This is a genomic window from Anaeromyxobacter oryzisoli, assembly GCF_022690765.1.
GTDB lineage: Bacteria > Myxococcota > Myxococcia > Myxococcales > Anaeromyxobacteraceae > Anaeromyxobacter > Anaeromyxobacter oryzisoli.
In genome coordinates this window covers 22575-49532 of record NZ_JALCZA010000028.1, presented here as the reverse complement: position 1 = coordinate 49532, position 26958 = coordinate 22575, and the positions used below count along the sequence as shown (strand labels likewise).

Annotated in this window: 21 protein-coding genes; 19 read left to right on the top strand and 2 right to left on the bottom strand. The window is 75.5% G+C overall.

Annotated features, from left to right (window positions below; all coding sequences use genetic code 11):
• Positions 1-137 precede the first annotated feature (137 nt).
• The 13 genes from metK to MNZ27_RS11035 all read left to right on the top strand — a co-directional run bounded on the left by metK (position 138) and on the right by MNZ27_RS11035 (position 19903).
• Positions 138-1304, top strand: a complete 1167-nt coding sequence (gene metK, locus MNZ27_RS11095) for a methionine adenosyltransferase (RefSeq protein WP_242394113.1) — start codon at positions 138-140, stop codon at positions 1302-1304.
• Between the two features lie 306 nt (positions 1305-1610).
• Entirely contained in the window at positions 1611-2582 is a 972-nt protein-coding gene (locus MNZ27_RS11090; protein WP_242394112.1) for an ArsR/SmtB family transcription factor, read from the top strand.
• A gap of 39 nt (positions 2583-2621) precedes the next feature.
• Positions 2622-4088: an adenosylhomocysteinase gene (gene ahcY / locus MNZ27_RS11085; protein ID WP_242394111.1), complete on the top strand. Its 1467-nt coding sequence runs from the start codon at positions 2622-2624 to the stop codon at positions 4086-4088.
• A gap of 292 nt (positions 4089-4380) precedes the next feature.
• The gene (gene uppP / locus MNZ27_RS11080) at positions 4381-5319 is read left to right on the top strand and encodes an undecaprenyl-diphosphatase UppP (RefSeq protein WP_242394110.1); all 939 of its coding nucleotides are present in this window, start codon (positions 4381-4383) and stop codon (positions 5317-5319) included.
• Positions 5320-5344: 25 nt separating this feature from the next.
• A complete protein-coding gene (locus MNZ27_RS11075; protein WP_242394109.1) occupies positions 5345-5941 on the top strand; it encodes an NUDIX hydrolase in 597 nt (198 codons plus the stop codon).
• Positions 5938-7026 carry a mannose-1-phosphate guanylyltransferase gene (locus MNZ27_RS11070; RefSeq protein WP_242394108.1) on the top strand — a complete coding sequence of 363 codons (1089 nt, stop codon included), beginning with the start codon at positions 5938-5940 and terminating at the stop codon, positions 7024-7026. Before MNZ27_RS11075 ends, MNZ27_RS11070 begins: the two co-directional genes overlap by 4 nt.
• A gap of 157 nt (positions 7027-7183) precedes the next feature.
• Complete coding sequence (locus MNZ27_RS11065) at positions 7184-8554, top strand: phosphomannomutase/phosphoglucomutase (protein WP_242394107.1); 1371 nt, start codon at positions 7184-7186, stop codon at positions 8552-8554.
• 4 nt (positions 8555-8558) lie between these two features.
• Entirely contained in the window at positions 8559-9521 is a 963-nt protein-coding gene (locus MNZ27_RS11060; protein WP_242394106.1) for an ROK family protein, read from the top strand.
• A gap of 410 nt (positions 9522-9931) precedes the next feature.
• The gene (locus tag MNZ27_RS11055; RefSeq protein WP_242394105.1) at positions 9932-11425 is read left to right on the top strand and encodes an NFACT RNA binding domain-containing protein; all 1494 of its coding nucleotides are present in this window, start codon (positions 9932-9934) and stop codon (positions 11423-11425) included.
• A gap of 382 nt (positions 11426-11807) precedes the next feature.
• Complete coding sequence (locus MNZ27_RS11050) at positions 11808-12557, top strand: hypothetical protein (RefSeq protein ID WP_242394104.1); 750 nt, start codon at positions 11808-11810, stop codon at positions 12555-12557.
• A 129-nt stretch (positions 12558-12686) separates the two neighbouring features.
• On the top strand, positions 12687-14714 hold the full coding sequence (locus MNZ27_RS11045) for an autotransporter assembly complex protein TamA (protein WP_242394103.1): 2028 nt from the start codon (positions 12687-12689) through the stop codon (positions 14712-14714).
• An 87-nt stretch (positions 14715-14801) separates the two neighbouring features.
• Positions 14802-19298, top strand: a complete 4497-nt coding sequence (locus MNZ27_RS24015; protein ID WP_242394102.1) for a translocation/assembly module TamB domain-containing protein — start codon at positions 14802-14804, stop codon at positions 19296-19298.
• 53 nt (positions 19299-19351) lie between these two features.
• Positions 19352-19903, top strand: coding sequence for a DUF1003 domain-containing protein (locus MNZ27_RS11035; RefSeq protein WP_242394101.1), 552 nt, complete (start codon positions 19352-19354; stop codon positions 19901-19903).
• Positions 19904-19910: 7 nt separating this feature from the next.
• Here MNZ27_RS11035 and MNZ27_RS11030 read toward each other — a convergent pair whose 3' ends face one another.
• Positions 19911-21086, bottom strand: a complete 1176-nt coding sequence (locus tag MNZ27_RS11030) for a hypothetical protein (protein ID WP_242394100.1) — start codon at positions 21084-21086, stop codon at positions 19911-19913.
• A 114-nt stretch (positions 21087-21200) separates the two neighbouring features.
• On the opposite strand from MNZ27_RS11030, the gene MNZ27_RS11025 reads away from it, so the two are divergent.
• The 4 genes from MNZ27_RS11025 (at position 21201) to MNZ27_RS11010 (ending at position 23748) form a co-directional block, all read left to right on the top strand.
• On the top strand, positions 21201-21356 hold the full coding sequence (locus MNZ27_RS11025; protein WP_242394099.1) for a DUF5670 family protein: 156 nt from the start codon (positions 21201-21203) through the stop codon (positions 21354-21356).
• Between the two features lie 60 nt (positions 21357-21416).
• Positions 21417-22082: a DedA family protein gene (locus tag MNZ27_RS11020; protein ID WP_242394098.1), complete on the top strand. Its 666-nt coding sequence runs from the start codon at positions 21417-21419 to the stop codon at positions 22080-22082.
• 421 nt (positions 22083-22503) lie between these two features.
• Positions 22504-23013, top strand: a complete 510-nt coding sequence (locus MNZ27_RS11015) for a transglutaminase domain-containing protein (RefSeq protein WP_242394097.1) — start codon at positions 22504-22506, stop codon at positions 23011-23013.
• A 93-nt stretch (positions 23014-23106) separates the two neighbouring features.
• Positions 23107-23748, top strand: coding sequence for a tetratricopeptide repeat protein (locus tag MNZ27_RS11010; protein WP_242394096.1), 642 nt, complete (start codon positions 23107-23109; stop codon positions 23746-23748).
• Between the two features lie 30 nt (positions 23749-23778).
• Here the strand turns inward: MNZ27_RS11010 and MNZ27_RS11005 are convergent, their stop codons facing one another.
• Entirely contained in the window at positions 23779-24924 is a 1146-nt protein-coding gene (locus MNZ27_RS11005; RefSeq protein ID WP_242394095.1) for a M20/M25/M40 family metallo-hydrolase, read from the bottom strand.
• A gap of 87 nt (positions 24925-25011) precedes the next feature.
• On the opposite strand from MNZ27_RS11005, the gene argC reads away from it, so the two are divergent.
• Together argC and argB are read left to right on the top strand one after the other, a co-directional pair.
• Entirely contained in the window at positions 25012-26097 is a 1086-nt protein-coding gene (argC, locus tag MNZ27_RS11000) for an N-acetyl-gamma-glutamyl-phosphate reductase (RefSeq protein WP_242394094.1), read from the top strand.
• Entirely contained in the window at positions 26094-26915 is an 822-nt protein-coding gene (gene argB, locus MNZ27_RS10995) for an acetylglutamate kinase (RefSeq protein WP_242394093.1), read from the top strand. Before argC ends, argB begins: the two co-directional genes overlap by 4 nt.
• Positions 26916-26958: the final 43 nt, after the last annotated feature.

Genomic DNA, 26958 nt, shown 5'->3' with positions numbered 1-26958 from the left:
GGGGCGGGCGGTCGAGCGGCCGGGCCGTGACCACCCCCTCCTCCGATCCGACGGATGCAGCGGCCGCGCGTCCGCGATATTGACAGCGGCGAGGACCCCCGCTTACCCTCGCCGCTCCCCCGCAGGAGACCCCGGACATGCCGATCAGCGACTACCTCTTCACCTCGGAGTCCGTCACCGAGGGCCACCCCGACAAGATGGCGGACCAGATCTCGGACGCCGTGCTCGACGCGGTCCTCCGTGAAGACACCAAGGGCCGGGTGGCCTGCGAGACGCTGCTCAAGACCGGCTACGTGATGATCGCCGGCGAGATCACGACCCAGGCGCGGATCGACTACCCGCGGCTCGCCCGCGAGGTGGTGAAGCGGATCGGCTACACGTCCGGCGAGATGGGGTTCGACGGCAACACCTGCGGCGTGCTCGTCGCGGTGGACCAGCAGTCCCCCGACATCGGGCAGGGCGTGGACACCGGCGGCGCCGGCGACCAGGGCATGATGTTCGGCTACGCGTGCGACGAGACGCCGGAGCTCATGCCGGCGCCGATCCAGTACGCGCACGCCGTGACGCGGCAGCTCGCCAAGGCGCGCCGCGCCGGGCTCGACTTCCTCCGGCCGGACGGCAAGAGCCAGGTCACCGTCGAGTACCGGGGCGGGAAGGTCGCCCGGATCGACACGGTCGTCGTCTCGACCCAGCACTCCGCCGACATCTCGAACAAGAAGCTGCACGAGGCGATCAAGGAGCAGGTGATCGCCAAGGCGCTCCCGAAGAAGCTCGTCGACAAGAAGACCCGGATCTTCATCAACCCGACCGGGCGGTTCGTGATCGGCGGCCCCATGGGCGACACCGGCGTCACCGGCCGCAAGATCATCGTGGACACCTACGGCGGCATGGGCCGCCACGGCGGCGGCGCCTTCTCCGGGAAGGACCCGTCCAAGGTCGATCGCTCCGCCGCGTACATGGGGCGCTACATCGCGAAGAACGTGGTGGCCGCCCGGCTCGCGACCCGCTGCGAGGTCCAGGTCGCCTACGCGATCGGCGTCGCCGATCCGGTCTCGGTGATGGTGGACACCTTCGGGACCGGCGCGGTGCCCGAGGAGAAGATCGCCCGCGCGATCCGCGAGGTCTTCGGGCTCCAGCCGCGGCAGATCATCGAGGGGCTCGACCTCCTCCGCCCGATCTACGAGAAGACCGCCGCGTACGGCCACTTCGGCCGCACCGAGAAGACCTTCACCTGGGAGCAGACCGACAAGAAGGAGGCCCTCGCCGAGGCGGCGGGCCTCTCGAAGGTCCGCGCCGCCGGGTAGGCGGGGTATTCGCAGGACGTTCCGCCCCGAGGGCTCGCCCGAACACGGGCGGGCCCTCGCGCTTTCCGGGGGCACCCCGTGCCCGTCACCGTCACCGGCTTCTCCGTGACCCGTGAACCGGGTCGCGTGGCCCGTGGCCCGGCTCCCGTGGTCCGAGCGCGCCGCCGGATCGCGGGCCAGGGGGGACGGGAAGCGGGATGCGTGTACGGGTTCGCGTTCGTCGCCTTCGGGCACGGGTGATGGTCCGAACCGGGGCTGCTCCCGGGTTGACGCCCGCGGCGGCGGCGCATATATCGCTCCATCCGGATGGACGAATCGATTCCCACCCCGCGCCCGGCCCGGTCGCCGGACGCCCTCCTCGGCTGGATGGGCGGGCTCGCGGACCCGACCCGGCTCCGGGTGCTCCGAACCCTCGAGCGCGGGGAGCTCTCCGTCCTCGAGCTCCGCGAGGTGCTGGCGCTCCCGCAGTCCACGGTGAGCCGACACCTCAAGCTCCTCTCCGATCAGGGCTGGCTCACCTCGCGCCGCGAGGGGACGCAGACCTTCTACGCGATCGCCGCCGCGCTCGATCCGGGCGCGCGGAAGCTCTGGCAGCTCGCCCGGGCCGAGCTCGACGGGTGGCCGGTGGCGCGCCAGGACGGCGCCCGGCTCGAGGCGGTGCGGGCGCGGCGCGACGGCGCCCAGCGGTTCTTCGCCGGCGCCGCGGGCGCCTGGGACGAGCTCCGCGCCCGCGTCTACGGCCGGGCGTTCGGGACCGAGGCGCTCCTCGCCCTCCTCCCGTCGTCGTGGACCGTCGCCGATCTCGGCTGCGGGACCGGCGCCGTCGCCGCCGAGCTCGCCCCGCGCGTCCGGCGGGTGATCGCCGTCGATCGCTCGGCCGCGATGCTCCGCGCCGCGCGCCGGCGGACCGGCGACCTCCCCAACGTGGAGCTGCACGAGGCGGATCTCGCCGCGCTCCCCCTGGACGGCGGGAGCTGCGACGCCGCCCTGATGACGCTCGTCCTCGCCTACCTCGAGGCGCCGCTGCCGGCGCTCCGCGAGGCCGCCCGGATCCTGCGCCCGCGCGGTCGGCTCGTCGTGCTCGACGCGGCCCGCCACGACGACGAGGCGCTCCGGCGGCGGATGGGCCAGGCCCGGCCCGGCTTCGAGCCGGATGCGCTCGCCGCGCTGCTGCGGGAGGCCGGGCTCGTCCACGTCAGCGCCCGAGCCCTCCCGCCCGAGCCCGGCGCGAAGGGGCCCGGGCTCGTCGCCTGTGCGGGCGAGCGCCCCGCGAGGTAGATCCCCACCCCGAAGCGTCACCCAAGGAGAGCACCGACGATGGCCGTCCCCGCCGCGAAGAAGAAGTCCGCCCCCCAGCCGCTCGAGCACCACGTGAAGGACCTCGGCCTCGCCGCGTGGGGCCGCAAGGAGATCGAGCTCGCCGAGAAGGAGATGCCCGGCCTCATGGCCGTGCGCCGCGAGTACGCGCGCCGGAGGCCGCTCGCGGGCCAGCGCATCACCGGCTCGCTGCACATGACGATCCAGACCGCGGTCCTCATCGAGACCCTCGCGGACCTCGGCGCGGACGTCCGCTGGGCGAGCTGCAACATCTTCTCCACGCAGGACCACGCCGCCGCGGCGGTGGTGGTCGGCCGCCGGGGCACCCCGGAGCGCCCGGCGGGCGTGCCGGTGTTCGCGTGGAAGGGCGAGACGCTGGAGGAGTACTGGGCCTGCACCGAGCGCGCGCTCGACTTCGGCGACGGGAAGGGTCCGACGCAGATCGTGGACGACGGCGGCGACGCCACGCTGCTCATCCACAAGGGCGTCGAGTTCGAGGAGGCCGGCAAGGTCCCGGCGCCGAAGGCGTCCGACTCCGAGGAGTACGCGGTCGTCCTGAAGCTCCTCGCGAAGGAGCGCGCCGAGCACCCGGGGCGCTGGACGAGGGTCGCGAAGGACTGCGCCGGCGTCACCGAGGAGACCACCACCGGCGTGCACCGGCTGTACGAGATGCAGCGCGCGGGCGCGCTCCTCTTCCCCGCCATCAACGTGAACGACTCCGTCACGAAGTCGAAGTTCGACAACCTCTACGGCTGCCGTCACTCGCTGGTGGACGGCCTGAACCGCGCCACCGACGTGATGCTCGCCGGGAAGCTCTGCGTCGTCTGCGGCTACGGGGACGTGGGCAAGGGCTGCGCCCAGGCGCTCCGCGGCCAGGGCGCGCGGGTGGTGGTCACCGAGATCGACCCGATCAACGCGCTCCAGGCGTCGATGGAGGGGTATCAGGTCGTCCGGCTCGAGGACGTCGTCTCGCAGGCGGACGTCTTCGTCACCGCCACCGGCAACGTGGACGTGATCACGGTGGCACACATGAAGGCGATGAAGGACTGCGCCGTCGTGGGCAACATCGGCCACTTCGACAACGAGATCGACATGGCGGGCCTGAAGAGGATCACGACCCGCGTGAACATCAAGCCGCAGTACGACGCGTTCGTCTTCGAGGATGGGCACCGGGTGCTCGTCCTCGCCGAGGGCCGCCTCCTGAACCTGGGCTGCGCGACCGGCCACCCGTCCTTCGTGATGTCGAACTCCTTCACGAACCAGACGCTGGCCCAGATCGAGCTCGCGACGAACCGGGCGAGCTACGAGAAGAAGGTCTACACGCTCCCGAAGCACCTCGACGAGAAGGTCGCGGCGCTCCACCTCGAGCAGATCGGGGCGAGGCTCACCCGGCTCACGAAGAAGCAGGCGACGTACATCGGCGTGCCGATCGACGGACCGTTCAAGTCGGATCTGTACCGGTACTAGGACGGGAGCGCCTCGGCCCGTGCCCGTCACCGTCACCGTTTCTCCGTGACCCGTGCACCGGGTCCCGTGGCCCGTGGCCCGATCCCCGTAGTTCGACGGCCGGGCGGATCACGGGCCACGGGGACGCGGGAGGCGGGAGGCGGACACGGGGACCGGTGACGGTCACGGTGACGGTCACGGGGCTTCGCCCGCACGATCCGGCCCCCGGGGCCCGAAGCCCGAGCGAGCCCCGCCGAGCGCCCGCCCGCAGATTGGCACCCGGCCCGCGAGGCGGTAGGTTCCCGGCCCGAAGATGAGCCTCCTCTCCGCCGCCGTCCTCGGCCTCGTGCAGGCCCTGACCGAGTTCCTCCCGGTCAGCTCCACCGCTCACCTCCTCGTCGCGGGCGAGCTCCTCGGCCACTCGCTCTCCGACGACAGGTTCCGGGCCTTCTCGACGATCATCCAGATGGGCACGACGCTCGCGGTGCTCGTCTACTTCCGGGCCGACCTCCACCGGCTCGGGCAGGCGGCCCTCCGCTCGCTCCGGCACCGGCGCCCGATGGAGACGGCCGAGTCGCGCCTCGCCTGGTACATCGTCGTCGGCACGATCCCGGCGGCGATCGCGGGGAAGCTGCTCGAGCGCCGGATCGAGGCGCTCGGGAACCTCGTCATCGCGGGGTCGCTCGTGGTGCTGGGGCTCGTCCTGCTCGCCGCGGAGCGGCTCGCCCGGCACGTCCGCGCCGTGGAGGACGTGACGGCGAAGGACGCGCTGCTCGTCGGCCTCGCCCAGGCCCTGGCGCTCGTGCCCGGGAGCTCCCGGTCCGGCACCACCATCACCGCGGGCATGCTCCTCGACCTGAAGCGCGAGGCGGCGGCCCGGTTCAGCTTCCTCCTCTCCGTGCCGATCACGGTCGGCGCGGGCGGCTACAAGCTCCTCGAGCTCGCGAAGGTCGGCCCGGGGCTCGAAGGCAGCTGGGGGCTCGCGACGTTGACGGGGACGGTGGTGTCCGCGGTGGCCGGCTATCTCGTCATCGACTGGCTCCTCGGCTGGCTGCGGACGCGGACGACCTACCTGTTCGTGGCCTGGCGCCTCGCCGCGGGCGTCGCCGTCGCGCTCCTCGTCTGGAACGGCGTGCTGCCCGCGAGCAGCGCGCCCCCGCCCGCCTCCGAGCGGCCCACGGCCCGAGCCTCCCTCGTGCGCCCGGCGCCGCCGGCGGCCGCCTCTCCGGGGCGATCCCGCCCCGCGGGGTGATCGCGCGGTCGCCCGGTCGGATCCCGTGAGCGCGAGCCTCGACGCCCTCGCCGCCGCCCTCACCGCGTTCGACGCCCGGGACGCGCCCGTCGAGCGCATCCCGCCCGATCGCCTCCCGGCGGGCGGCTTCTCCCGCGCGGCGGTGCTCGTCCCGCTGCACGAGCGCGACGGCGAGCTCCACGTGCTGCTCACCCGTCGGCCGACGACCATGCGGCGCCACGCCGGCCAGGTGAGCTTCCCGGGCGGTCGCGTCGAGCCCGGCGAGGAGAGCCTCGCCGCGGCCCTCCGCGAGGCGCGCGAGGAGATCGGCCTCGAGGCGTCCCGCGCGGACGTCATGGGGCGGCTCTCCGAGACCCTCGTCCTGCAGTCGGCCTTCCGCTTGACGCCCTGGGTGGCTTCCGTGCCATACCCGTACCCCTACGTGGCGGCGGCGGGCGAGGTGGAGGAGATCCTGCACGTGCCCCTCGCGGCGCTCGCCCGGCCCGACGCGCACCGGGTCGAGCCGCGCGAGGTCTACGGCATGAAGCTCGACGTGCACTTCTTCTCGGTCGGCGGGGACGTGATCTGGGGCGCGACGGGGCGCGTCCTCGCCGAGCTGCTCGCGATCTGGAGGACCCTGTGAAGATCTACCCGGTGATCATGGCCGGCGGCTCGGGGACGCGGTTCTGGCCGCTCTCCCGCAAGAGCCGCCCGAAGCAGTTCCTCGCCCTCGCCGGCGACGGACCGCTCCTCGCCTCCACCGTCGGGCGCCTCCCGCCGCTGGCGCGGCCACGGGAGACCTACGTCGTGTGCGGCCCGCAGCACGCCGCGGCGGCGCGCCGGATGCTGCCGGCGCTCCCGAAGGAGAACTTCATCGTCGAGCCGTGCGCGCGGAACACCGCGCCGTGCGTCGGGCTCGCCGCGCTCCACGTCTCGGCGAAGGACCCGAAGGGCGTCATCGCGATGCTGCCGGCCGATCACCACATCGCCCGGCCGGACGCGTTCCGCGACGCGCTCTCCGCCGCGGCCCAGCTCGCCGACGCGGGCTCCATCGCGACCATCGGCATCCACCCCTCGCGGCCGGAGACCGGCTACGGCTACCTCAAGGTCGGGCCTCGCCTCGCCGCGAAGCGGAAGGGGAAGGGCCGGTTCCAGGCGCACAAGGTGGAGCGGTTCGTCGAGAAGCCGGACGTGGTGACCGCCGCCCGCTACCTGGCCGACGGGAACTACCTCTGGAACTCGGGGATCTTCGCCTTCCGCGCCGACGTGATCCTCGACGAGATCGCCCGCGCGATGCCCGTGCTCCGCGAGCAGCTCGAGGCGATCCGCAAGACGCTCGGCACGCCTGCCTACGCGCGGACGCTGAAGCGCGTCTTCCCGGACTGCCCGTCCATCTCGATCGACTACGGCGTGATGGAGAAGAGCCACCGGATCGCGGTCGTCCCGGCGGAGTTCGGCTGGAGCGACGTGGGGAGCTTCGCCGCGCTGTCCGACGTCCGCACGGTGGACGACCTCGGCAACGTCGCCGAGGGCGACGCGCTCGTGATCGACGGCCGGAACGACGTGGTCCTCGCCACGAAGGCGCGGCCGGTGGCGGTCATCGGGCTCGACGACGTGATCGTCGTGGACTCGGGGGACGCGATCCTGGTCTGCCGGCGCGACCGCGCCCAGGACGTCCGGAAGGCCGTGGAGGAGCTGGGGCGGCGAGGGCGGGAAGAGCTGCTTTGATCGCGGCCTCCAGCGGGTCGGCACCCCCCGACGCCCGCCTGGCACACCTCTCCAGAGGTGCTATCGTCCGCCCGGCCGCCTCTCGCGGCCGGGCGGGTTTCGTTCCGGGCCTGCCCTCGCCCGCGCCCGTGACGGACATTCCCAGACGGAGACCCTCATGCCGAAGCTCTCGCCCACCATCTTCCGCGAGTACGACATCCGCGGCATCGTCGACGACGACCTGACCGAAGAGGTGGTGAGCCTGGTCGGCAAGGCGCTCGGGACGAAGATCCGCGAGAAGGGGGGCAAGCGCGCGGCCGTCGGACGGGACTGCCGCCTCTCCGGCCCGAAGTTCGGGAAGGCGATGATCGAGGCCCTCGCCTCCACGGGAGTCGACGTGGTCGATCTGGGCGTCGTCCCGACCCCGCTCACCTACTTCGCCGCCCACACGCTCGACGTGGACGGCATCTGCATGATCACGGGCTCGCACAACCCGCCCGAGTACAACGGCCTCAAGGTCGGCCTCGGCTCGGCCACCTTCCACGGGGAGGAGATCCAGGAGATCCGCCGCCTCGCGGAGTCGGGGAAGTTCGCGGCCGGGCGGGGCACCGTCACGCCGTACGACATCGTGACGCCCTACCGCGCGCACGTCCGCGAGAACCTCCGGCTGGGCGCGCGGAAGCTCAAGGTCGTGGTGGACGCCGGGAACGGCACGGGCGGCGTCGTGGCCGTGCCGCTCTTCCAGTCGCTCGGGTTCGAGGTCGTCCCCCTCTTCGTGGACATGGACGGTCGGTTCCCGAACCACCACCCGGACCCGACCGTGGAGAAGAACCTCGAGCACCTCAGGAAGAAGGTCCTCGAGGTGAAGGCGGACGTGGGGATCGCCTGGGACGGCGACGCCGACCGGGTGGGCGCCGTGGACGAGCGGGGGAACGTGCTCTGGGGCGACCAGATCATGATCCTCTTCGCCCGGGCGCTCCTCGCCGAGCAGCCGGGCGCCGCGGTCGTCGGCGAGGTGAAGTGCTCGTTCACCCTCTACGACGACATCGCGAAGCACGGCGGCCGGGGCATCATGTGGAAGGCCGGCCACAGCCTCATCAAGGCCAAGATGAAGGAGCAGAACGCGCTGCTCGCCGGCGAGATGAGCGGTCACATCTTCTTCGCCCACCGCTGGTTCGGCTTCGACGACGGCATCTACTCGTCCGCCCGGCTCCTCGAGCTGCTCACCCGGACCGACCGGCCGATGTCGTCGCTCCTCGCCGACGTGCCGCGGACGCACTCGACGCCGGAGCTGCGGGTGGAGTGCCCCGAGGACAAGAAGTTCGAGGTCGTCCGCCGCGCCCAGGAGTTCTTCAAGGCGCGGTACGAGGCGGTGACGGTGGACGGCGTCCGGGTGGTGTTCCCGGACGGGTGGGGCCTCGTTCGCGCGTCGAACACCCAGCCGCTGCTCGTCCTCCGCTTCGAGGCGAAGACGCCGGAGCGGCTCGCCGAGATCCAGGCGCTCGTCCGCGGCAAGGTGGACGAGATCCTGCGCGACGTGGGGGCCTGACGCCGTGTCCACCCTCGCCCTCGGCGTCGATCTCGGCGGGACGAACGCCCGGGCGGCGGTGATCGATCGCGACACGGGCGAGATCGTCGCGTCGCACAAGGAGCCGCTCCGCGATCGCACGCCCGAGCGCGTGGTCGAGGTGGTCCTGCACGTGCTCACCCAGGCCGCGGGCGCGGCGGAGCTCGCGCTCGGCTCCTGCGCGAGCGTCGGGGTGGGGGTGGCCGGCCAGGTGCTCGGGTCCACCGGCGTGGTCCTGAACGCGCCGAACCTCGGGTGGCGCGACGTCGCCTTCGGGCGCCTCCTCGAGGGCCGGCTCGGGGTGCCGGTCCACGTCGCGAACGACCTCGCGGTGGCGGCGTGGGGCGAGAAGCGCTTCGGCGCCGCGAAGGGGCTCGACGACGTGGTGCTCGTCTTCGTGGGCTCCGGGGTCGGCTCGGGGCTCATCCTGGGGGGGCGGCTGCACGAGGGGGCGCACGGCGTCGCGGGGGAGTTCGGGCACGTGAAGGTGCGGCCGCTCCGCGCGGAGACGAAGGTCCGTCGCTGCGGCTGCGGCCAGCTCTCCTGCCTGGAGGCGTACACCTCGGGCGTGAACGTCGCCGCGCGCGTGCGCGAGGACCTCGAGGCCGGGGCTGCGACCCTGGTCCGCGACCGCGTCGGCGGCGACCTCTCCCGGGTGAACGCCACCGCCGTGGACGACGCGTTCGCCGCCGGAGACGCCTACGCCATCGCGCTGTGGGAGGAGAACGCCGCGCTCCTCGGGACCGCGATCGCGAACCTCGTCACGATCCTGAACCCCGCCCGCGTGATCCTCGGCGGCGGCGTCCTGCTCGGGTGCCCGCACCTCGCCCGGCTGATCCAGGGGCAGTTCGACACGCACGTGCTCCGCGCGGCGGCCCGCGGGCTCACGGTCGAGCGCGCCTGGCTCGGCGACGACGCGGGCGTCATCGGCGCCGCGGTGCTGGGCTAGCCGGCGCCGGCCAGACCGGCGGGCGACGCGACCTTTCAGTGACGTTCGGTGAATACCACGCTGCGCGCCGCTCTCGCGCGGCGCGTTCCATGCGGGTGCGGCGCGTTGCGAGGGTGGATCCCGGCGTCGCGAGATTCGCGTCGCTTCCTTGACGTGCAAGATCCCGCCGCGCTAACCTCCGCTCAACATTGTCCATTCCAGCGTGTCCATCGACATCGAATGGACGTTCCGAGGAGGGAACGAGATGCCCGCCAAGAAGAAGGCCGTGAAGAAGACCGCTGCGAAGAAGCCGGCCGCGAAGAAGAAGACGGCCAAGAAGGCCAAGAAGGGCTAGCGCGTTCTTCCAGCGTGCGTAGCGCCGCGGCCGCCTCCGGGCGGCCGCTGCTTTTCGCGGGTAGATCTCCCTCCCCTTGTCCCTCACCGCTCGCGAGATCGCGCTCGTCGTCGAGGAGCTCGCGCCGCTCTGCGGGGCGCGCGTCGACCAGGTCCGCGTCCACGCGGAGCGCGCCCTCACCCTGGAGCTCTTCGGCGCGGCGGGCGAGGCGCGCCTCCTCCTCTCCGCCGAGCCGAACCTCACCCGGCTGCACGTCTCCGCGCGCCGCCCCCCCGCCCCCGAGGTCGCGTTCCAGCTCCAGGCGCTGCTCCGGAAGGAGCTCGAGGGCGCGCGGCTCGCCGGGATCGACGTCCTGCCCGGCGACCGGGTGATCGCCCTGCGGTTCGAGCGCGCCGCCGGGCCGGTGCGCCTCGTCGCCGAGCTGACCGGGCGCCACGGCAACCTCTTCCTGGTGGCGGCCGACGGGACGATCCGGGCGAGCGCCGGGCGAAACCCCTCCGAGCGCCGGCGGCTCGTCCCCGGCCAGCCCTACGTCCCGCCCGTCCTCCCGGCGGCGCCCCCGGGCGAGACGCCCTCGCGCGGCGCCACCGCGCAGGGCGAGCTGCGCTTCACCCCGGTCGCGGGGGCCGCTTTCCCGCTCTCCGCCGCGATCGACGCGGAGTACCGCGCGCGCGAGGAGGAGCGGCTCCTCGTCGAGGGGCGCCGGCGCCTCCGCGAGCCGGTTCGGGCCGCGATCGCCCGGGCGGGGCGCGCCCTCGTGAAGCTCGCCGACGAGGAGGCGCGCGTTCCGGCGGCCGAGGGCGATCGGCGCGCCGCCGATCTCCTCAAGACGAACCTCCGGCTGGTGCGGCGCGGCGCGCGCGAGGTGGAGGTCACGGAGTGGACCGAGGAGGGGCCGCGGCAGGTGAAGGTGGCGCTCGATCCGGCGCTCGCGCCGCAGGCGAACATGGAGCGCTACTACCGGCGCTACCGCCGGATCGTCGAGAGCGCCGCCCGCGTCGCCGCGCGCGCGGTCGAGGTGCGCGGGCGCGAGGCGGCCCTCCGCGCGCTCCTCGCCGCGATCGACGCGGCGGATCTCGCCGGGCTGCCGCGGCTCGAGAAGGAGGCGCGCAGGCTCGGCGCCGGGCCGCGGCGGGCGTTGGCGGCGCGGCGGCACCGCCGCAGCGAGCCGGCGCTGCCGTACCGGACGTTCCGGTCCCTCGCCGGGCTGGCGATCCTCGTGGGCAAGGGGGCCGCCGAGAACGACCAGCTCACCGTCCGCGTCGCGAAGGGGAGTGACGTGTGGCTGCACGCGCGCGGCCAGAAGGGCGCCCACGTGGTGGTCCGGGTCGAGAAGGGGAAGGCGCCCGACGGCGACACCCTGCTCGACGCGGCGCACCTCGCCGCGCACTTCTCCGACGCCCGCGGCGCGCCGCAGGTCGAGGTGGCCTACACCCGGGCCAAGTACGTGCGGAAGCCGAAGGGCGCGGCCCCCGGCGCGGTGACCTACACGCAGGAGAGGGTCCTCGCCCTTCGCGTCGAGCCGGCGCGGATCGAGCGGCTGCTCTCGGAGGAGGAGGGGGAGGGGTAGGAACGCGTCACGCGCCAGCCTCGGGGCGCGTCTCCCTTCTCCCGAACCCGCCCCGTGGTCCGTGCCCGTCACCGTCACCGGCCTCTCCGTGACCCGTGACCCGGCTCCCGTGTCCCCTGGCCCGCCTCCCCCGTGATCCGACGGTGGTTCGACGGAGCACGGGTGACGGGCGACGGTCCACGGTCCACGGGCCACGGTAAGCGGGAGGCGGGGAACGGGAAACGGTGACGGGCACGGGCACGGGCACGGTGACGGGCTGAGGCGTTTCCGTGGCCCGTGCCCGCTCCCGCGATGGGCGGCCGAGCTGCCGAGCGCAGCCTCGCCGTCGCGCACAGCGGGCCCTTGATGGGCGAGCGGCCGGTTCCGTAGGATTCCGCCCCGCTTGAGACCTCCGGAGTCGAACCGTCAGCTCACGCTCACCGTCCAGCCGCGGGAGGCGCGCGTCGCCGCCGCCCGGCGGCTCGCCGACGAGCTGTCCGCGCACCTCGCCGAGCGGGTGCGCCTCACGGTGCACGACAACCGCTCGACCATGGTCTCCTTCCGGCGCGCCCCGGGCGAGATCCACTACCGCGTCCACCACATGTTCCTCGAGGCGCCGGAGGACGTGGTGACCGCGCTCGCCGCCTTCGCCGGCTCCGGCCGGGGGGGCGCCGGCCCGCGCCGGCGGGCGGCGGGGAACCGCATCGACGCGTTCGTCCGGGAGCACCGGGAGCGGATCGCGATCCCGCAGGCCGATCGGCTCCAGCCGCGCGGCCGGGCCCACGATCTCCAGGCGATCTTCGACCGGCTCAACGCCGAGCACTTCGGCGGGGCCATCGACGCCCGGATCGGCTGGGGCGCCGTGCGCTCCGGCGACCGGCGCCGCACGGTCAAGACCGGCGTGTACGTGCAGGACGCGCGGATCATCCGGCTGCACCCGACGCTCGATCGTCCCGAGGTGCCGGAGTACTACGTCGCGATGGTGGTGTTCCACGAGATGCTCCACCAGGCCGTCCCCGCGCGCGAGGTGGACGGGCGGCGGATCGTGCACGGGGCCGACTTCCGCCGACGCGAGCAGGCGTACCCCGACTACGCCCGCGCCAAGGCCTGGGAGGAGCGGAACCTCGGCCTGCTGCTCTCGTCGCCCGATTGACGGCCACCCTCGCTCGCAGCTTCCGCGGCGCACGCTCGAGGCCTGAGGCCCTCCCGCGCGCCCCGCCCGGGAGCGGGCCGTATTCGGCCCGGCGCCGCGGTTGCGGGTGTGCCATGATCGGCGGCGCCGATGGCCCGCGTCCGGCTCGTCCCCGTCGCGCTCCTCCTCGCCCTCGGGAGCGGGTGCCTGCGGGCGCGTGGCACGCCGGAGGAGCCGGTCGTCACCGCGCTCGAGATCCGCGGCGCCCACGCGCTGAGCGCCGACGCGATCCGGGCGAAGCTCGCGACACAGCCCTCGGGCCGCTTCGCCTGGGACGAGGCGGTGCGGCTCGATCCCGACGCCCTCGCGGTGGACCGGCGCCGCGTCGTGGCCTTCTACCGCACGAGCGGCTACTACGACGCGCGGGTGAAGGACGTCCGGCTCGAGCCGGCCGGCGCCGGGCGCGCCAAGGTGATCATCGAGGTCGAGGAGGGGGCGCCGGTCCGGGTGACCGCGCTGGAGACCCTCGGCCTCGACGACGCGCCGGAGGCGAAGGCGCGCCTCGGCAGGTTGCCGCTCGGGGTGGGCGACGTCTTCACCGAGGCCGCGTACGACGCCGCGAAGGCGCGGCTCCTCGCCGTCCTGCGGAATGCCGGCTGGGCGAACGCCGAGGTGACGCAGCAAGCCGACATCGATCCCGGTCGGCACGGCGCGGAGGTGCGCTACGGCGTCAAGCCCGGCCGCCGCTTCCGCTTCGGGCCGGTCTTCGTCGCCGGGACCGCGGCGATCCCCCGCGACCGGATCCGCGACCAGGCGCTCGTCGCGGTGAAGCCGGGCGACTGGTACTCCGACGACGCGATGGCGCGGGCGCAGGCCCGCGTGTTCGACCTGGGCGTGTTCGGAGGCGTCCGCGTGTCGCGCGGGACGCCGGACCCGGTCCGCGGGATCATCCCGATCGTGATCGCGGTGCGCGAGGCGCCGTTCCGGACCATCCGCGCCGGCCCGGGCGTCGGCATCGAGGCGAACGTCCGCTGGGACGTGAACGCCATGGCGGGGTGGACGAACCGGAACTTCCTCGGCGACGTCCGCCGGCTCCAGCTCGACGCCCGCGCCGGGTATGCCTGGCTCGTCACCAGCCCGGCGAAGCAGGGCCCCATCGGCCTGGCGAGCGCGGAGTTCTCGCAGCCCGGCGCGATCGCCCGGCAGATCGACGCCTCCGCGCGCGTCGAGGTCGAGCGCGGGCTCGAGCAGGCGTACGACTTCTGGTCCGAGCGCCTCCGGCTCTCCTTCCCGCTCCGGGTGGAGCGCCGCTGGACGCTCGTGCCGTCCTACAACGTCGAGGTCTACCAGCTCTCGAACGTCGCGCAGACCTTCAACCCGTTGGCACCGGCGGAGCGGGGCCCCGAGCTGCAGAACTGCACGGGGACCATCTGCCTGCTCTCCTACCTGGAGCAGCGGGTGGGCTGGGACGGGCGGAACGACCCGGTGAACACGCGGCACGGGGTGTACGTCCTCACGGCAGTGCAGGAGGGCTTCCGGCTGGGCACCTACGGCTACCGCTACCTGCGCATCGTCCCGGAGGGGCGGGTGTTCGTGCCGCTCGGCGAGCGGTTCGTCCTCGCCGTCCGGGCGCGGGTCGGCGCCCTGGTGCCCCTCCGGCAGCAGGGCGAGCCGCCGATCATCGCGCGCTTCATGGCGGGCGGGCCGCAGTCGATGCGGGGGTACTACACGAACCGCCTCTCGCCGATGATCCTCCGGAGCGGGAGCTGGGTGCCGGTCGGCGGGAACGGCCTCGCCGACGGCTCGATCGAGCTCCGCTTCGACATCGCCGGCCCGTTCGGCGGCGCCGTGTTCGTGGACGCCGGGAACGTCTCCCGCCCGTCCGGCGTCCCGACCGCGTACCGGACCGCCCTCGACCCGACCTTGCTCCAGTGGGCGGCCGGGCTCGGCCTGCGCTACCGCACCCCCGTCGGCCCGGTGCGGCTCGACGTGGGGATGCAGATCCCGACCAACTGGTCCTCCGGCGTCGCCCTCTCGCACCGGTTCCCGACCGTGCCGAGCGTCGAGAACGCCGGGGACCCGATCACGGACGCGAGCGGCGCCGTGATCGGGACCGTGCCGTCCTTCCACCGCGAGCCGTGGCTCGCCGTCCACTTCTCGCTCGGAGAGGCGTTCTAGTGGCGCGCGTCGGAGAAGACGAGCCCGCGAAGTGCCGCGGAGCAGACGAATGGTGAATAGGCCCACCCTCTCGGCGGAGCGGCACTAGTGCGGTCCGCCCGCGTCGCGCTCCGCGCCCTCTCCGCGCTCGCCTGGACGCTCCTCGGCGTCCTCGCCCTCGCCGGCGTGGCGCTCTCCGGCGTGGTGCTCCTCGCCAGCTCCGGCCCTGGGCGCGCCCTCGTGGCGCGCACCCTCGTGCGGTACGCCGACGCGGAGGTGGCCGGCCACCTCGAGCTCGCCGGCGTGGACGTGCTCTCGAACGGCGGCATCGGCCTCCGCGGGTTCCGCGCGTACGACCCGGACGGCCGCCTCGTCCTCGACGTCGATCGGCTCGAGGTGCTCGCCGACGTGACCCGCGTCCGCAACCGGTCGATCGGCCTCACCGTCGAGCTCGACGGGCCGACCGTGCTCCTCGAGGAGGGAGAGGACGGCCAGCTCTCGCTCGCCCGCGCGTTCGCGCCAGCGCGGCGCCGACCCGAGCGGCCCCCGCGCGAGGAGGGGCCGGGGTGGACCGCGCGGATCGCACGCCTGACCGTGCGCCGCGGGGCGATCTGGTGGGTGGACCGGACCGGCGCGACGCGGCTCGAGGCGAGCGGGCTCGAGCTCGACGGCCGCGGGGTGGTGGGGCCGGATCGGACGCGGGTGGATCTGGCGCTCCGCGCGGCGGTGGCGGCGCCGGTCGCGGGCCCGCTCTCGCTCGAGGTGCGGGGCGGGAGCGACGGTCGGGCAGTGCGGGTGAACGCGCTGCGGGTGCGGCTCGGGGACACCGTGCTCGAGGGGCTCGGGCAGGGGGACCTGGCGAAGCGGACCGGGCGGGCGGCGATCACGCAGGTCGCGATCGACCGCGCCGAGGTGCGCCGCCTCGCCCCGGACGTCCCCGCCGGCGCGGATCTCGCGCTCTCCGCGTACGCGGAGTCGGACGGCCGGATCGCCACCGCGGCGGTGAGCGTGGCCCCGCGGGTGGACGGCGCCGGGCGGGCGCACGTCGCCGCCGCGGCGCGGGTGGACGGCACGCGCGCGCTCGGCCTCGACCTGGACCTGGACCGGCTCGACCCGGCGCGGCTCCACGCCGCCGCGCCGCCCGGCGAGGTGACCGCCCGCGGGCACGGGGCCGTGGCGGGCGCGTCGCTCCGCGCGCTCCGCGGCCGCGTGACGCTCGCCCTCGCGCGCTCGCGCCTGCGCCGGGGGACGCTCGGCCCGGGCGAGGTGGACGCGGCCGTGGACGGCGGGAGCTGGACCGTGCGGCGCCTGGCGCTCGCCGCGCCCGGGATCTCCCTGGACGGGAGCGGCGCCTGGCGCGCGGGCGGACCCGTCGCGGGCCAGGTCGAGGCGCGGGGGAAGGACCTCGCCGCGGCGGCGCGAAATCTGGAGCAGCTCCTCGGCGCGAAGCTCCCCGCCGTCGCCGGGACCGCCCGCGTGGACGCGCGGCTCTCGGGGACGGCCGACGCGCCCGCGCTGGACGGTACGATCACCGCCGCGGCTCTCGCCTCGGGCACGCTCGCCGTCTCCGGGGTGCGGGCGGAGGCGCACCTCGCCGGGCCGGCGCGGACGCTCGCGGGCTCGGTGGACGCGAGCGCCGACCGGGTGCGGCGCGGCGGGGACGAGCTCGCCCGCGCGCTGCTCGTCCGGGCCACGCTCGCGGGGGGCGAGGCCCACCTCGCGGCGTCGGCGTCGGTCCCGAGGCTCGGGCGCGATCCCGTGACGGTGGACGCCCGCGCCCGGCGGGTCGGGACGGAGGGCGAGGCGCTCGCCTTCGACACGCTGACCATCGGCTACCCTGGGACCCGGTACGCCCTCGCGCGGCCGGCCACCCTGTGGCTCGCGCGGGGGCCCCGGGTGGATCTCCTCGAGCTCGTCGCCGGGTCCCAGCGCATCGTCCTCGAGGGCGGGCTCGGCCCGAGGAGCGCGATCGACGCGCGCCTCCGGCTCGAGGGCGTGCGGCTCGAGGGGCTCCCCGCCGGCGTGTTGCCGGGGGGCGGCGGGATCTCCGGCGCGGTCTCGGCCGAGCTGCGCGCGAGCGGGACGACGGGCCGGCCGACGCTGGTCGGATCGCTCGCGGTGGAGAACGGGTCCTACCGGAGCCTCGCCGGCCTGCGCGTCGTCGCGGACCTGCGCTACGACGGCGCCACCCGGCGCGCCGCCGGTACGCTGGCGCTGGCGCGGGCGGCGGGCGGGGCCGCCGACGCCACCTTCGATCTCCCGCTGCCCCTCGTCGGACGGCCGGGGCAGCGGCTCGCGCTCCGGCTCCGCGGCGACGCGCTCCCGGTGGAGGAGGTGCTCCGGGTGCTCGACGTGGCGACGCCGGCGTCGGGCCTGCTCGCGCTGGACGCGCGCCTCGAGGGGCCCGCGCGCGCGCCCGTGCTCCGGGCAGAGGCGACCCTCGCCGGCGGGGCGTACGCGGACCTCTCCGCGGTGGACCTCTCCCTGACCGCCGACGGGGCCGGGGGGCGGCTCGGGCTCGCCCTGAGCGGAGCGCTCGAGGGGCGCCCCACCCTCGCGGCGAAGGCGGAGATCGCGCTCGACGTCGGCGACCTGCTCGCGCGCCCGGAGCGAGCCGCCGCGGCGCTGCGGACCGCGCCGATCGAGCTGGACGTGACGGTGAGGGAGGTGCTCCTCGGCGAGCTCGCCGGGCGGCTCGGGCTCCCCCAGCGGATCGGAGGGCGGCTCACCGGAGCGCTCCGGGCGGAGGGCACGCTGGGCGCGCTGCGGGGGGCGGCGTCGCTCGACCTCGCCGACGGGCAGTACGAGGGGTACGCGGGGATCGCGGCCCGGCTCCAGGCGACGGCCGCCGCCGACCGGGTGGCGGCGACCGCGCAGGGGGCGCTCCAGGGAGAGGAGCTCCTCCGCGCGACCGCCTCGCTCGGCGCGCCGCTGGAGCGGCTCGGGACGCGCGCCGGCCTCCGCGCCGCGCCCCTCGCGGTGGACGTGGAGATCCCCGGCGCCGTCCTCGCGCGAGCGGCCGGTCGGGACGTCCCCGTGGCGGGGACCTTGCGCGGCACGGTCAAGGCGCGGGGCACGCTGGCGGCGCCGCGGATCCAGGGCGAGCTCGCGGGCACCGGCCTCTCCTTCTCCGGGACGGCCCTCGGGGACGCCCGGGCCAGGCTCCGGGCGGACGGCGGGAAGGCGAGCGCCGAGGTGGACGTCGCCGCGGCGCAGGGGGGGACGCTGCACGCGGCGCTCGCGGTGGCGAGCGCGATCTCGCTCGAGACGTCGGGCGCGGCGCTCCGGGCCGCCCCCGCCGAGCTGTCGGTGAAGGCCGACGCGCTCCAGCTCGGCTTCCTCCCCGCCGTGGTCCCGCGCCTCGTCCGCGCCGCGAGCGGCCGGCTCGACGCCGACGTGAGGGCGCGCGGGCCGCTCGGGCGGCTCTCCCCGCGCGGCACCGCGCGGCTGCGGGACGGGCGGCTGGCGATCTCCGAGTACGGTGACTGGACCGGGATCGAGGTGGACGCCGCGATCACCGAGGACGCGGTGGAGATCCCGCAGCTCGTCGCGCACCGCGGCAAGGGGAAGCTCGAGGCGCGGGGGTCGCTCCGGGGGATGACCTCCGGGACGGGGAAGCTCGAGGGCCGGATCACCTCGAAGGATCTCGCGATCTCCCGGACCGGCATCGATCTCGCGACCCTCACCTTGAACGTCCAGGTGGGCGGGACCTGGCACCCCGGCGCGCTCGACGCGAGGCTGGACGTCGCGCGTGGAGCGCTGGTCCGCCTCCCCAAGCGGACCCCGCGGACGCTCCAGCCGCTCGAGGAGCGCCCGGACATCGTGGTCGGCCCGCGCCGGAAGGCTCCCGCCCCGGCGGCCGCCGCGGGGCCGCCGTTCGCCCTCACGCTCCGCGTCGTCGCGCCGGGGCGGCTGCAGGTGCAGGGCGACAATCCGTTCGTCCGGGTCGAGCTCAAGGCGGACGTGCGGTACGAGGTCGTTGGGAAGGAGGACTACATGTCCGGCACCATCGAGGTGGTGCGCGGGGACGTGGAGCCGATCTCCGGGCGCCGCTTCGAGATGCACCGCGGCAAGGTCACCTTCACCGGCGGCCCTCCGAAGGCGGCGCTCCTCGACGTCGAGGCGGTCTACACGAACCCCGAGGCCGTCGTGACCGTCGACGTCACCGGCTCGGTCGCCAGCCCGGAGTTCCGGCTCAGCTCGCAGCCGCCGATGGACGACGCGCAGATCGCGCTCCTCATCGCCACGGGCCGGCGCGAGCTCAAGCCGGGGACCGGCGGGGTCCAGTCGCTCGGGGGGCAGCAGGGCGGGCTGGCGACCGCCGCGGGAGGGGTCGTCGCGACGCAGCTCTTCCGCAACGTGATCCAGGACCGGCTCCCGCTCGACACGGTGGCCCTCGACGCCGCCGAGCTCCGGGCGGGCAAGTACGTCACCGACCGCGTCTACGTGGGCTACACCCACCGCTTCGACGCCCGGCCGGAGCTGGGGCAGAACCCCGACGAGGTCCGCGTCGAGTACCAGATCACCCCTCGCTGGTCCTTCGAGGTCCGGTACGGCAACGCGCAGTCCGGCGGCGGAAGCCTGATCTGGTCGAAGAATTATTGATCACGCCCCCCGGCTGGCCCGCGGGTGCCCAACCTTCCCGCAGGAGGCGCGAGATGGCGGACGGCGGCCGGCGCGGCGGGGGCGCGGGGGGCGACCTCGCGGGCGTGCTCGAGCGGAACATCGAGAACCTCCTGGCGCGCCGGCGGGAGGAGGGGCGCCGGCAGCGCCGGAGCGATCGGGTCGCGGAGGCGATCGGGCACTTCGCCGGCTCGATGACGTTCGTCTACCTGCACGTCCTGCTGTTCGGCGGGTGGGTGCTCGCCAACGTGGGGGTGCTCGCGCTGCCGCGCTTCGACCCGGACTTCGTGAAGCTCGCCACCTTCGCCTCGGTCGAGGCGATCTTCATCGCGACCTTCGTCCTGGTGATGCAGAACCGGATGGCGCGGGACGCGGACCGACGCGCCGACCTGGACCTCCAGGTGAGCCTCCTCGCCGAGCACGAGGTCACGCGGCTCATCCGGCTCGTCGCGGCCATCGCGGAGCGGATGGGGATCGAGGAGTCCCGGAGCGCCGAGGTGGCCGAGCTCGAGCGCGACGTCGATCCGGAGCGAGTGCTCGATCGGATCGAGAAGGCGGAGCAGGACGGGCCCGGGTCCCAGGCCTGAGCTGCGCCTAGGCGGCCGCCTCGCCGGGGGGCGTCCGGACGGTTCGCCACAGCTCCCGGCCGATCCACGCCGCGAGCACGAGCCAGAGGCTCGCCCGGACGATCCCGGTCGGGTGGAACACGTGATCCCGGAACCCCGGCGCCCAGCGCAGCGCACGCACCTCGAACGCCGCGTAGAAGTCCCACAGCGACATCGCGGTGAGGACGAGGAAGAGGCGCCGCGGGGCGGCGGCGAGGGCGCCGGCGAGGAAGCCGTAGAGCGCGTACTGCGGGCTCCAGACCTTGTTCGTGGCGATCCACGTCACGAGGGCGAGGGCCGCCCCGAGCCGCACCGCCCGCGCCGCGTCGCCCCCGGCGCGCGCCACCGCGAACGCGGCGACGCAGGCGAGGGCGGTCGCCGCGAGGAGCGGGCCGGCCGAGAGGGCCTCGAGGAGCGGCCCCGATCCGAGCCGGAGCGCGTCCCACAGCGAGTTCTCGGCGCCCCGGCCGGCGTTGAAGCGGAAGAACCACAGGAAGCCCTCGCGCGCGGCGAGGTAGACGGGGAGGTTCAGGGCGAGGAGCACCGCCCCGAGCGCCGCCGCGAACCGGAGCAGCGGGCCGCGGGGCCGGCGCGCCGCGAGCGCGGCGAGCGCCGGCGGCAGGAGCACGCCGGGGAAGAGCTTCGCGGAGACGCCGAGCGCGCCGAGCGCGCCGGCCGCGCCGGGCCGCGCCCGGGAGAGCGCGAGGGCCGCGAGGGCGAGGAGCGCGATGGGTAACAGGTCCCAGTTGAGCCCGGCGTACACCACCAGCGCGGGCGTGGCGCCGAGCCACTCCGGCCGCGCCCCGGGGGTGCGGGCCAGGGCGGCGAGCGCCGCCGCGAGGCAGGCGGCGAGGAACAGGTAGGTCACCGTGAAGTGCGCGAGGACGCCGCCCGGGACGAAGGACGGCAGCCACAGCGCGACGCCGAGCAGGACCGGGTACTCGATCCGGTCCTCGAGGTAGGGCACCGGGCGGCCGCCGCCGAGGTAGCGGTCGCCGTGGAGGGCGATCACGTCCGAGTAGCAGAGGTGCTGGAACGACCAGAAGCGATAGCGCGGGCCGGCGTGGGCCGCGCCCCGGGCGACGTTCAGGTACCCGAGCGCGAGCCAGAGGGCGGCGAGGGCGAAGACGAGGCGGAGCGAGCGCGCGCGGGCAGCGGTTTCCACGCCGGTCGTTTAGCACGGATGTCCGCCTGGGCGCCCGGGCGGGCGGCGAGGGGGCCGGCGGGCGGGCGAGCCGGTCCAGGACGCCGCGCCGAGATTGGGGAGAGGAGGCCGGCCATGCTCATGCTGCTCGCGACCATCCTCGCCCTCGCCTGGGTCATCGCGCTCGCGTTCAAGGTGACGGTGGGCGCGATCCACTTGCTCCTCATCGCGGCCGTCGCGCTGTACGTCATCGGGTTCTTCCGGGGGCGGCGCGGGCGCGCGACCGTTTGATGCATGAGCGACGTCGCCGCGCGAGCGGCCGGCGCGGCGCTCGGCTAACATCGGGAGCCGGTGACCCGACTCCAGCGCCTCACCGACGTCCTCGCCGAGGCGGTGTCGCGGACCGGCCCCGCGGCGCCGGCGATCCTCTTCCTCGCGAGCTTCGTCGAGTACGTCTTCCCGCCGTTCCCGGGCGACCTCGTGGTGGTGCTCGGCGCCTGGTACGCCGCCCACGGCGAGCTCTCGTGGCCCATCGCCTTCCTGTCGGTCACCGCCGGCGCGGTGGCGGGCGCGTTCGTCGATCACCAGGTCGGCGTCTCCGTCGGCCGGCGGCTCGACGCCCGCGCCGGGCGCCGCGGCGGCCTCTCGGCGGAGCGGCTCGCGCGGTTCGAGGCGAGCTATCGCCGGTGGGGGCCGGCGCTCCTCGCCGCGAACCGGTTCCTCCCCGGCGTCCGGGCGTTCGTCTTCGTCGCCGCGGGGGCGAGCGGGATCCCGCTCCGCACGGTGCTCGTGTTCGGCGCCGTGTCCGCCGCGCTCTGGAACGCGCTGCTCCTCGCCCTGGGCGGGCTCGCGGCGCGGAACGTGGACGAGCTCGTCGGGATCGTGGACCAGTACACCCGGGCGGCGACGGTCGCGCTGGTCGCGCTCGCGCTCCTCGCCGTGGTCTGGCTCGCCTGGCGCCGGCGGGCCGCGCGGGCCCGGCGCGCGCGGCCGCCCGCGGCGGTGGAGAAGCGGTGACCCCGCTCCTCGCGGTCCTGCTCCTCGGCGCGTTGCCCGCGGGGAGCGCCCGCTACCGCGTGGAGCTCGGCGGCGTCGCGGTCGGCGCCGCGGAGCTCTCCGTCCGCTGCGGCGGCGATCGCTGCGCGGCCACGTGGGCCACGGAGCTCCGGCTCCCGGAGGCGGCGGGCGGCAGGACCCGGGCGCGGCGGATCCAGGTGGAGGTCGATCGCGAGGGGCGGCTCGCCGGCGCCTCGACCGTGGAGGAGGACGGCGTCCTCCGGCCGGGGGCGACCGTGCGCGGCGCGGTGCCGGCCACGGTCGCGGAGCTGGTCCTCGCCGCGCGCGCCGGCGCCGGCGCGGCCTGCGTGGACGCCTTCGACGAGGCGAGCGGCGCCGCCGGGCGCGCCTGCGCGCGGCGCTCGGGGTCGTCGCGCGGCTGGTGCCGTCGCCGGACGGCTTCCCGGCGGAGCTGGCGATCGCCGCGCAGGGGGCGCGCTACGTGCGGGATCCGCGCGCGGCGGTGCCGGACCGGCCGCCCCCGCTCGACGTCCGGGTGGCCGGGCCCGCCGATCCCGGTGCGGCGCGGAGGTTCTGCGGGATCGCCCTCGACCCGCCGCCCCCGGCGGCGCCGCCGGGGGTCCCCGCGCCCGAGGCGCCGGGCGGGAGCTGCCGGGAGAAGGCCGCCGCCTGGGTGGTCGCCGCGGCGTCGCGCGGCCTCGAGGCGCGCACCGCGGTCGGGGTCGCGCACGACGGACGCGGGTTCGTGTGGCACGCCTGGGCCGAGGTCCGGGCCGGCGGCGCCTGGATCCCGGTCGATCCGGCGTTCGGCGAGGCGCCCGCCCACGGGCCGCGCTTCACCGTCGCGCGGTTCCGGCCCGGGGACGGTGCGGCGCGCGACGCCGCGGGGAGGCGGATCCTCGCCTGCTGGGGGCGCGCCCACGTCGAGTGACGACGAGCGGTCGTATGCGGAGGTGCGCCACCGTGGGACGCAGGGTGATCGACGATCGCCCCGCGCGAGCGCCGCAGCGGGTAGGATGGGCGCGTGGCCTGGACGAAGTCGAGGTCGAAGCCCTTCGACCGCACGGCGACGGTGATCGCGGCCGACCGCGCTCGCGCGCGCGGCCGGCGGAAGAAGGCCATCGCCCTGTACCGGGAGGTGCTCGCGGCGAAGCCGGACGACGCCACCGTGCACGGCAAGGTCGCGCCCCTCCTCGCCGCGAGCGGCGAGCGGGAGCAGGCGCTGGCGAGCTTCCGCGCCGCGGCCTCCGCGCACCTCGCCGCGGGCTTCACCGATCGCGCGCTCGCGGTCCTCGCGCAGGCCACCGAGGCGTATCCGGAGGAGGAGCCGTTCTGGGAGGACGTCGCCCGGCTCCAGGTCGCGCGCGGCCGGCGCGCCGACGCCGTGGCCGCGCTCTCCCGCGGCGGCGCGCGGCTCGTCGCGCGGAAGTCGTACGGGGCGGCCGAGCGGGTCCTCCGCCGCGCCGGCCAGCTCGAGCCCTGGCACCCGGAGACCACGTTCGCCCTGGCCCGCGCCCTCGCCGGCGGCGGGCGGCGAGCGGACGCGGTGCGCCTCCTCGACGGGCTCGCGGCGCGGAGCACGGGCCGGCCCAGGGCGGCCGCCCGGCGCCTGGCGCTGCGGCTCGCCCCGGGCGCGCGCACCCTCTGGCACTGGCTGCGCGGGTAGCCGCGTCGCGCGCGCCGGGCGGGCGCGGCGCTAGCCGCGCGTCGCGAGGAAGCGGAGGAGCGCGGTCGCCTTCGGCACGAGGGACGAGAGCTCCACCACCTCGGCGGTGGTGTGGAAGCCGCTCCCCCGCGGCCCGAGGCCGTCGATGGACGGGATCCCCGCGGCGCCGGTGGTGCAGGCGTCCGAGCCGCCGCCGGCGAGCGGCGCCTCGCCGAGCCCGAGGCCGCTCTGGCGCTGGCAGTCGCCATACGCCTTCGCGAGCGCGGAGGACTCCGGGGTGCGCTCGAGCGGCGTCCGCCAGCCGTCCCGCGCGAGGGCGATCGACGTCCCGGGCACGGCCGCCTCGGCCGCGATCGACTCGATCGCCTCGAAGAGCGCCTCGCCGTCGGCCGTCGCCTCGAAGCGAAGGTCCACCTCGCACGCCGCGCGGGCAGGCACGGTGTTCCGGGTGGTGCCGCCGGACACGAGCCCGACGCTCACGGTGACGCCGCGGGACGGATCGGTGAGGGCCTGCACCCGGTCCACGAACCGGGCGATGGACCAGATCGCGTTGCGCCCCTTGTCGGGGTCGTTGCCGGGATGCGCCGCGACGCCGGTCGCCTCCGCCCGCACCGCGCCGACGCCCCTGCGGCGCGTGATGATGAGGTCGCCCGCGCGACCCGACTCGAAGCAGAGCGCGCACGCGGCGCCGGCGGCGTGGGCGCGGATGAGCGGCTGCGACTCGGGCGAGCCCACCTCCTCGTCGGACACGAGGATCCCCCGCAGCGGGACCCGGTCGAGGAGCCCCGCGCGGCGCGCCGCGGCGAGCCCGAAGAGCAGCACCGCGATCCCGCCCTTCATGTCGAAGACGCCCGGGCCGTAGCCGCGGTCACCCTGCCGGCGGAACCCCTCGAACGTCCCCGGGGCGAACACGGTGTCGGTGTGGCCGAGGAGGAAGACCGGGGCCCCGGGGGCGCGCCCCGAGAAGAGCACGTGGGGGCCGAAGCGGTGCGAGGAGTGGAGCCTCGCCTCGAGCCCGTAGGTGCGGAGCTCGCCCGCCGCGAGGTTCGCGATGGCCTCGACCCCGGCGCGGTGCTGCGTGAAGGAGTTGTGCGCGACGAGCCGCTCGAGGAGCCCTTCCATCGCCGCGCGCTGCCCCGCCAGCCAGGCGAGCGCGTCCGCCATGCGTGACGCCATGCCGGTTCTCCGATTCACCCCACCCGCCGCTCCCGGCGAAGCGCGGTCGCTGGTCGGGCGCGGTCGCCCCGGGTATAAGGGCCCGGCATGGCGACGGGCAAGCGCTTCAGGGCCGCGGTCATCGGCGGCTCCGGCTACGGCGGGGCCGAGCTGATCCGGCGGCTGCTCGTGCACCCCGACGTGGAGCTGGTCCGGGTCGCCTCGGTGGACTTCGTGGGGGAGCCGCTCTCCGCCGCGGACCCCGCCCTCGAGCAGGTGACGGAGCTCGTGTTCGAGGGGATCGCCCCCGCCGAGGCGGCGCGCGGGGTGGACGTGGTCCTCCTCGGGCTCCCGCACGGCGTCGCCGCGCCGGCGGTGGACGCGATCGCGCGCGCGCACGGCGGCGCCGCGCCCGGCGGGATGCCACGGATCGTGGACATGAGCGGCGACTTCCGGCTGAAGGACGCCGCCGCGTACGCGCGCTGGTACCGGCGCGACCACCCCTGCCCGGAGCGGCTCGCGGACTTCGTCTACGGCCTCCCCGAGCTGGACCGCGCGGCGATCCGCGCGGCCCGGTTCGTCGCGTCGCCGGGCTGCTTCGCGACCGCGATCGAGCTCGCGCTCCTGCCGCTCGCGCGGGCGGGGCTCCTCGAGGGCGTGGTGCACGTGCAGGGCATCACGGGGTCCTCGGGCTCGGGCGCGACCCCCTCGGCGGGCACGCACCACCCCGTCCGCGCCGGGAACCTCCGCGCCTACAAGCCGCTCGAGCACCAGCACGTCCCCGAGATCACCGAGGCGCTCACCCGGGCCGGCGCCCGCGACCTCGAGCTCCGCCTCGTCCCCGTGTCGGCGCCGCTCGCCCGCGGCATCCTCGCGACCGCGTTCGTGGAGCTGCCCGAGGAGTGGACGCCCGCGCGGCTCGACGCGCTCTACCGCGAGGCGTTCGCCGGCGAGCCGTTCGTGCGGGTCCCGCGGCGGCGGCTGCCGGAGGTCGCGGCGGTGTCCGGCTCCAACTTCGCCGAGGTGGGCGTCGCCGCGGGGGAGCCGCGGGGCGGCCGCCGGACCGTGGCCCTCCTCGGCGCCCTCGACAACCTGGTGAAGGGCGGGGCGGGACAGGCGATCGAGAGCATGAACCTCATGCTCGGCCTCGACGAGCGCGCGTCGCTCGCCGATCCGGGCCCCTGGCCTCCATGACCCAGACCATCGTCCTCAAGATCGGCGGCGAGCTCGTCCACTCTCCGGAGCTGGACGTCATCGCGAAGGACCTCCGCGCCCTCGTCGACGGCTTCCACCGCGTCGCCATCGTGCACGGCGGCGGGCCGCAGGCGACCGCGCTCCAGAAGACGCTCGGCCTCGAGACGCGGATGGTCGCCGGCCGGCGCTTCACCGACGAGCGGACCCTCGAGGTCATGAAGTACGTCGTCGCGGGGCAGCTCAACGTGGATCTCTGCGGCCGGCTGCTCGCGAGCGGCGTCATGGGCGTGGGGCTGCACGGCGCGAGCGGCTGGGCGATCCAGGCGCGGCGCCGGCCGCCGCGGGTGATGCAGGGCGCCGGGCCGGAGCCGGTGGACCTCGGCCTGGTCGGCGACGTGATGGGCTTCAACCTGCCGCTCCTCGGCGACCTGTTCGAGCGGCGCTACGTCCCGGTCCTCGCCTGCCTCGGCTGCGACGAGCGCGGGCAGGCGCTCAACATCAACGGCGACACCGTGGCGAGCCAGCTCGCCGGCGCCCTCCGCGCCGACGCCCTCGTCCTCGTCACCTCGACGCCGGGCGTGCTCCGCGACGTGAAGGATCCCGCGAGCCGGATCCCGCGGATCACCCGCGCCGAGTTCGAGCGGATGGTCGCCGACGGGACGATCTCGGGCGGGATGATCCCGAAGCTCGAGGAGTCGTTCGGGGTCCTCCGGAGCGGCGCCCGCGCGGTGGTCATCATCGGCAAGCTCGCCCCCGGCGACCTCGAGCGCGCGGTGCTCGAGCCGGGCGCCGCCGGGACCGTGCTCGTCGCCGAGTGAACCGGGGGTCGCGCGGGCGGTCACCCGAGGCCGCCCGCGACGT